Below are 6,022 nucleotides of genomic sequence, written 5' to 3'. Positions count from 1 at the left end.
TTGCTGGATTAAAGCGATTTCGTATTCTTTCAGATCGGCTCCGTATTCATAACTTTGATTTATATGACAAAATTCTCGGTGTTTGTGCTGGATTGTAGAATTTCAACCTAGCTAACTAGCTGATTTTGCTAGTTAAAACAACTCTATTATGGGAACGGTTACGGCGGAAACAGATATTAAATGCGCCTTTTTACCGGCAAAAAACATTAGCCAATTTCATTGTTGATTTTTACTGTGCTGCGGCGCAATTAGTGATTGAACTTGATGGTTCACAACACTACGCACCCAATGCGCTGGTTTATGATGTCGAGCGAACGCGGATTTTAGAAGCAATGGGATTGCTGGTTTTGCGCTTTGATAATCGACAGGTCATGCAGGAATTAGATGCGGTGGTACAGGTTATTGCGGAGGCTGTGCGGGTGCGTCTTATTTCATAACATCCCAACCGCCTTATCTCATAAATCCCCCCTACCCCCCTTTTGCAAAGGGGGGAAATAAAAACCCCCTTTTGCAAAGGGGGGAAATAAAAACCCCCTTTTGCAAAGGGGGGAAATAAAATCCCCTTTAACAAAGGGAGTCACGAGCGTAGCGAGTGGGGAGATTTAATCAAATAGAAAATGCCCGCCGCTTGATTGAAAAATCGGGCGACGGGTTTTTTGTTTGTGTTGTGGTATGCTTAACATTCACATCATCGTGATTTGATATTTAATGAACTTTACGCTGAGTCAACATGCTGAAAAGATGGTACGAGAACGAGAGATCAATTTAGCGTGGTTAAGTGCAACACTACACGCACCAGACATTTCTCAATCCGACCAAGACGACCCAACACTTGTGCATGTGTGGCGACGTATTCCCGAATTCGGCAATCGTTTTTTGCGCGTGATCTACAACCACACCACCACGCCGCCGCATATTGTCACTGTCTATTTTGATCGTTCAATCAAGGGCAAACGATGACTTTCGACTACGATCCTGAAACAGATGCGCTGTATGTTCGCCTCAGCGACGCCAAAATCATTGAATCAGAAGAAGTCCAGCCGGGCATCATTTTAGATTTTGATGATAATGGTCAAGTTGTGGCGGTCGAAGTGTTGCGAGTCAACCAGCGCCGTATGAAACCGCTACCGGCAGCCGCGTAGGTTGCGCCGCGAGGCGTGACCCGTTAAATCCCCCCTACCCCCCTTTTGCAAAGGGGGGAAATCAAAACCCCCTTTAACAAAGGGGGTCACGAGCGTAGCGAGTGGGGGGATTTAATCAAAATAAGCCCGCCGCTTGATTGAAAAATCGGGCGGCGGGTTTTTTAATGAACTTGGATGATTAAATGAAATGTACACAATACTTTTTATCAACTTGTCAGCGCGCAGATCGCGCTTGCATTGAGACTGCTTGGATTGAGTTTGTTATTCAACATCCAGCGCAAGAGTTGATTCAACAAGATGGCAGAATTCGGCGTTGGGCATCAATTTCAGAAGCCAATGGTAAATATCTTCGGGTTGTGCTACTGCCTGATGGTGAGACTGTTCACAATGCTTTTTTTGATCGAGGGTTTGCATGATGAAAATAAAATACTTTCAGGATACGGACACACTCTATATTGAATTACGCAGCGCGAACATTATTGAAACGCGAGATTTAGACGAGAACACGTTAATTGATCTGGATGATGCCGGCACCATTTGTGGTATTACGATTGAACATGCACAAGAACGGACAGATTACCCGAGCTTTTCGTTTGAACAAATTGCCGCATAACAGCAAAAGCAGCATAGGTTGGGTGGCAGCAGCGAGGCGTGACCCGTTAAATCCCCCCTACCCCCCTTTTGCTAAAGGGGGGTTACATCACAGTATCTAATCTATACTTTGCTCAACATTAGCGCGGAATGTTCGTAACATGCGATGTCAACCTACGTTACCACGAGAGAAGCGGCAAAACGCCTCGGATGTCACCCAGAAACGCTTAGAAGATGGGCAAATGCCGGCAAAATCCCGCACATTCGCACCAGTAGCGGCCAGCGGCGCTACGACGTTGACGCCTATTTGCGAATACAAACTCAGCGCATTGTCATTAGCTATTGCCGCGTCTCTTCATTCAAACAGCGCCATGATCTCGACCGCCAAGTTCAATTCATGCGCAATCAATATCCGCAAGCAGAAATCATTAAAGACATCGGTAGTGGACTCAACTTCAAACGCAAAGGACTTAAAACCATTTTGGAACGCGCAATGCGCGGCGATTGCATCCAGCTTGTGGTTGCCCACCGTGACCGATTGGCAAGATTCGGATACGAACTCATTCAACAAGTTATTGAACACAATGGTGGAGAACTCGTGGTTCTCGATCAAACTTCTCACTCGCCAGAGCATGAACTCACAAAAGACTTGCTCAATATCCTTCACGTCTTCTCGTATCGAATGCACGGACTTAGCAATTACAAAAAGCAAGTTAATCAAGCTCTCACCGACACGCAGTCAAAAAAAGATATTTAAGTATTGGATGACTGTTTCCCGTTATGTGTTCAATTGGACGATTGATTTTATTCGCTCGTGTCAAAACTGGACGCCCAATTGGATGGAGATTAAAAAATACGCAACACAATTATTACCACATTGGACAAAAGAGTGTCCGTTTCAAATTAAAGCAATTGCAATAAAAGATGCAACGGCGGCGTTTTTTAAGGCAAAAGGTAAACCACAATTTCGCAGTCGGAAATCACCGCAACAGTCGTGCTTTATTCCCAAAACAGCAATTAAAATGTCGGGGATTTATCCTAAGATTTCTGGTAAAGGTTTGTCGCTTTCTATTCAGATGACACTTGTGGTTTTATTGGATCAGGTGATTTTTCGCGTATTCAGCGGTTGGCGTATCATTTAGATGACTTGATTTCCAGAATGACTAAAGCATCTAAGCAACGTCAACATAAAATGCGGATTGCGGCGGCACGAATGCGGGAAAAAATCAAACATCTCATTGATGAGTTGCACCACAAAACTGCGCTTTTTTTAGTGAAAAACTTTGAATTGATTTTATTGCCAACGTTTGAAACGCAAGCAATGGTGAGTAAAGCGGGGCGTAAAATTAGATCAAAAACGGTGCGTTCAATGCTGACGTTCGCGCATTATCGTTTTAAGCAGTTCATTAAACATAAAGCGTTTGAATACGGTAAGCGGGTTGTGGATGTTAATGAAGCCTATACTAGTAAAACGCATCCAGAAACGGGTGAAGTTAAAAACATCGGTGGCGCAAAGTTAATTCGACTCTTATCCGGTGCATGGGTTAATCGTGATTTAGTTGGTGCGCGTAATATCTTATTGCGCGCTTTGGTAGATACACCCCAATCTGCGGATTGGCAGTTAAACGTCTTTCAGCATTGTTGAGCGATGTTTAAGAAAAAAGTATCGGAAGAAGTATTTAATGCACGATGAATATGATGTTAACGACTGTCAAATGACTGACTACTTTCGCAACGATGTTTTAATTAAACGTCCTTATATTCAATTGCATTGGTGTCTCGCCGCAATTCAAATGTCGATACGACGTGAAATACAAGCAGACGATGGGCGTATTCGCTACTGGTGGTTTGTCCCTGAATTACGACGTTATTTGCGCGTGGTCACACTTGCGGATGGTGTGACGTTGCATAATGCTTTTCCTGATAGGAGATTTAAGCCATGAGACTTGCTTATGATCCACACACCGATTCTCTTTATATTCATCTGTGTGAACGAACCGCAGTTGATTCTGATGAAGTGACGGATGGCGTGGTGCTTGATTTTGATGCAGATGGCAATTTAGTTGGCATTGATGTGCAACACGCGAGTCAAAAAGCTGATTTAAGTTGTTTAATGGTGAATCACAGTCCATTTGGACAGTTAAAAGCGGCGTAGGTTGGGTTGCCGCTGTTGGCAACCCAACTTCTCACCCACCGCTTCAACCTGACTGAATGAAAATGCCCGCCGCTTGATGTTGAATCGGGCGGCGGGTTTTTGTTGTAATATGCTTCATTGATGTCCTCAATTGAAAAAATTCTTGAACAATTGCGCCGTGAGCCGGCAAATGTGCGCTTCGCTGACCTTAAAAAAGTGTGCGAATGGTTTTTTGGTGAGCCGCGTCACACTGGCAGCAGTCATTTGATTTTCAAAACACCTTGGTCAAATGATCCACGAGTGAATAGAGTTGTTTTAACTAGCAAAATCAGCTAGTTAGCTAGGTTGAAATTCCACAATTCAGCACAAACACCGAGAATTTTGTCATACAAATCAAAGTTATGAATACGGAGCCGATCTGAAAGAATACGAAATCGCTTTAATCCAGCAATACTATGCTCAACAAAAATACGCTCTGAAGCAAGCTGTTTATTGGTAGTTTTTGGTTCACTTGTTAATGGTTTGTTTTTAGATTTTTTGTGTGGAATTGAAATGCTTTTACACCGATAATTATTAACAATTCCGATGTATCCTGAATCAACTCTAATTGTACAATTTTCAAACCAGGGTAGCTCTGGTGGAAATTCTTGTTTTAATAGATGAAAGTCGTGTCTTCTACCGCCATAAGGACGACTTAAATATTTAATAAATCTATTTTTAGTCGAAATCAGCATGGTTTTTAACGTATGAGCTTTTTTTTACCCGAGTAGGTTTCTTTTTGCTGTTGGTCATCGCTGGGGCGTTGTATGCGCTGTTCAGTAGCATCAAAAATTAAGTCTTTTGCCGATCTTGCTTTAGGTCTGATGTTGTAATTTTCATTTATTTTTCTCGTGGTATTTGGAGAAATTTTATTGCACTATCATTCATTCTTTACGTTAGAACAACTCTAATATTCAAAATTTTGATGGTAAAGCAAAGCCTTATCAAGTACGGCAGGTGTTGCGAGCAATCGATAAACTGGAGCAGCAAACACATGAACGTTAATTGCTATATTTATCAAATTACTTGGTCGCCTGAAGATGATGCTTATTTAGGGCGATGTGTTGAGTTTCCAGCATTAAGTTGGCTGGCGTCAACGCCAGAAGAAGCGCTATTAGGAATACGACAAGTCATAGCTGATGTTATTGCCGACCTTGAAATCAATGCCGAATCTATTCCAGAACCGGTAGATAAAAAACACTACTGCAAAGCCGCGTAGGTTGGGTTGTGTGCCATGCGCGGGATTGGTGAATAATGACCAAACCCAACGGCACACAACCTGACATTTCCCCCGAAGAAATCCCCCCTCTCCGAAGAAATCCCCCCTCCCCCCCTTTTGCAAAGGGGGGGGAAATCAAAACCCCCTTTTGCAAAGGGGGAAATCAAACCCCCTTTAACAAAGGGGGTCACTCGCGTAGCGAGTGGGGGGATTTAATCAAATAGAAAATGCCCGCCGCTTGATTGAAAAATCGGGCGGCGGGTTTTTTGTTGGGGAGGAACCATGCCAGTTGTTTTACGTTTGGAAGGATTCAAATTCTTCTTTTATGCCAATGAAGGTGATCCGCGTGAACCAGCCCATATTCATGTCAGGCGCACCGGCGCTGAAGCAAAATTCTGGTTAGAACCACAGGTGCAACTGGTGAGAAATGATGGCTTTAATGCGCCAACCTTGCGTAAAATTGCAGCACTCGTTGACATTCATCAAACGCAATTACGGAGAGACTGGTATGAATATTTCACCTCAATCCGCCCGAGTGGATGACAACACGCTGTGGGTTGAATTGCGGGACGGACGCACTTTAGGTGTGCCGTTGGTGTGGTTTCCGCGCTTGCTATCGGCAACGCATGAACAGCGCAACACGTTTGAGTTGAGTCCACGCGGGATTCACTGGGACGCATTAGATGAAGATATTTCGATCGCTGGTTTATTAGATGGCTTGGGCGATATGACGCATGACAATCGCATTGCTGCCTAGCCGCGTCGGTTGGGTTGCGCTGCGAGGCGTGACCTGATGATTGAATGAAAATGCCCGCCGCTTGATTGAAAAATCGGGCGGCGGGTTTTTTTGTGCGTGATTGGTTTATACTTAAGTCACAGCAAGTGCCGTAACGGAAC

Annotated in this window: 14 protein-coding genes and 1 pseudogene; 14 read left to right on the top strand and 1 reads right to left on the bottom strand. The window is 43.9% G+C overall.

The genetic code is table 11. From position 1 onward, the window contains the following. Positions 1-125 precede the first annotated feature (125 nt). From HUK38_RS14210 to HUK38_RS14165, 11 genes are all read left to right on the top strand, one after another. On the top strand, positions 126-437 hold the full coding sequence (locus HUK38_RS14210; protein WP_202985572.1) for an endonuclease domain-containing protein: 312 nt from the start codon (positions 126-128) through the stop codon (positions 435-437). Positions 438-708: 271 nt separating this feature from the next. Continuing rightward, positions 709-960 (top strand): DUF4258 domain-containing protein, encoded by a 252-nt coding sequence (locus tag HUK38_RS14205; RefSeq protein WP_182584983.1) that lies wholly within the window; start codon positions 709-711, stop codon positions 958-960. After that, positions 957-1,142, top strand: a complete 186-nt coding sequence (locus tag HUK38_RS14200; RefSeq protein ID WP_182584982.1) for a DUF2283 domain-containing protein — start codon at positions 957-959, stop codon at positions 1,140-1,142. Before HUK38_RS14205 ends, HUK38_RS14200 begins: the two co-directional genes overlap by 4 nt. Before the next feature lie 182 nt (positions 1,143-1,324). Then, the gene (locus HUK38_RS14195) at positions 1,325-1,558 is read left to right on the top strand and encodes a hypothetical protein (RefSeq protein ID WP_182584981.1); all 234 of its coding nucleotides are present in this window, start codon (positions 1,325-1,327) and stop codon (positions 1,556-1,558) included. Beyond that, positions 1,555-1,755 (top strand): DUF2283 domain-containing protein, encoded by a 201-nt coding sequence (locus HUK38_RS14190; RefSeq protein ID WP_476718484.1) that lies wholly within the window; start codon positions 1,555-1,557, stop codon positions 1,753-1,755. Before HUK38_RS14195 ends, HUK38_RS14190 begins: the two co-directional genes overlap by 4 nt. 144 nt (positions 1,756-1,899) lie before the next feature. Next, the gene (locus HUK38_RS14185) at positions 1,900-2,490 is read left to right on the top strand and encodes an IS607 family transposase (protein WP_182584979.1); all 591 of its coding nucleotides are present in this window, start codon (positions 1,900-1,902) and stop codon (positions 2,488-2,490) included. A gap of 7 nt (positions 2,491-2,497) precedes the next feature. Further along, positions 2,498-2,875, top strand: coding sequence for a hypothetical protein (locus tag HUK38_RS14955; RefSeq protein WP_202985571.1), 378 nt, complete (start codon positions 2,498-2,500; stop codon positions 2,873-2,875). A gap of 17 nt (positions 2,876-2,892) precedes the next feature. Beyond that, entirely contained in the window at positions 2,893-3,378 is a 486-nt protein-coding gene (locus HUK38_RS14950) for a zinc ribbon domain-containing protein (RefSeq protein ID WP_202985570.1), read from the top strand. 37 nt (positions 3,379-3,415) lie between these two features. Further along, positions 3,416-3,676, top strand: a complete 261-nt coding sequence (locus tag HUK38_RS14175; RefSeq protein ID WP_202985573.1) for a hypothetical protein — start codon at positions 3,416-3,418, stop codon at positions 3,674-3,676. Further along, entirely contained in the window at positions 3,673-3,888 is a 216-nt protein-coding gene (locus tag HUK38_RS14170; RefSeq protein ID WP_182584978.1) for a DUF2283 domain-containing protein, read from the top strand. The genes HUK38_RS14175 and HUK38_RS14170 overlap by 4 nt, the downstream gene beginning before the upstream one ends. Before the next feature lie 120 nt (positions 3,889-4,008). Further along, positions 4,009-4,203, top strand: a complete 195-nt coding sequence (locus HUK38_RS14165) for a hypothetical protein (RefSeq protein WP_182584977.1) — start codon at positions 4,009-4,011, stop codon at positions 4,201-4,203. Here HUK38_RS14165 and HUK38_RS14160 read toward each other — a convergent pair. Further along, a pseudogene (locus HUK38_RS14160) lies at positions 4,200-4,613 on the bottom strand (transposase family protein); the annotation flags it as partial. The gene HUK38_RS14165 and the pseudogene HUK38_RS14160 overlap by 4 nt on opposite strands. 287 nt (positions 4,614-4,900) lie before the next feature. Here HUK38_RS14160 and HUK38_RS14150 point away from each other — a divergent pair. The 3 genes from HUK38_RS14150 to HUK38_RS14140 all read left to right on the top strand — a co-directional run bounded on the left by HUK38_RS14150 (position 4,901) and on the right by HUK38_RS14140 (position 5,882). Continuing rightward, a complete protein-coding gene (locus HUK38_RS14150; RefSeq protein ID WP_182584975.1) occupies positions 4,901-5,125 on the top strand; it encodes an antitoxin HicB in 225 nt (74 codons plus the stop codon). A gap of 282 nt (positions 5,126-5,407) precedes the next feature. Further along, positions 5,408-5,668: a DUF4160 domain-containing protein gene (locus tag HUK38_RS14145; protein ID WP_182584974.1), complete on the top strand. Its 261-nt coding sequence runs from the start codon at positions 5,408-5,410 to the stop codon at positions 5,666-5,668. Then, positions 5,634-5,882, top strand: a complete 249-nt coding sequence (locus tag HUK38_RS14140) for a DUF2442 domain-containing protein (protein ID WP_182584973.1) — start codon at positions 5,634-5,636, stop codon at positions 5,880-5,882. The genes HUK38_RS14145 and HUK38_RS14140 overlap by 35 nt, the downstream gene beginning before the upstream one ends. Positions 5,883-6,022 lie beyond the last annotated feature (140 nt).

The sequence above is a fragment of the Thiospirillum jenense genome (assembly GCF_014145225.1).
Lineage (GTDB): Bacteria > Pseudomonadota > Gammaproteobacteria > Chromatiales > Chromatiaceae > Thiospirillum > Thiospirillum jenense.
The sequence above is the reverse complement of the archived record's forward strand: the minus strand, read 5'-3'. Positions and strand labels throughout refer to the sequence as shown.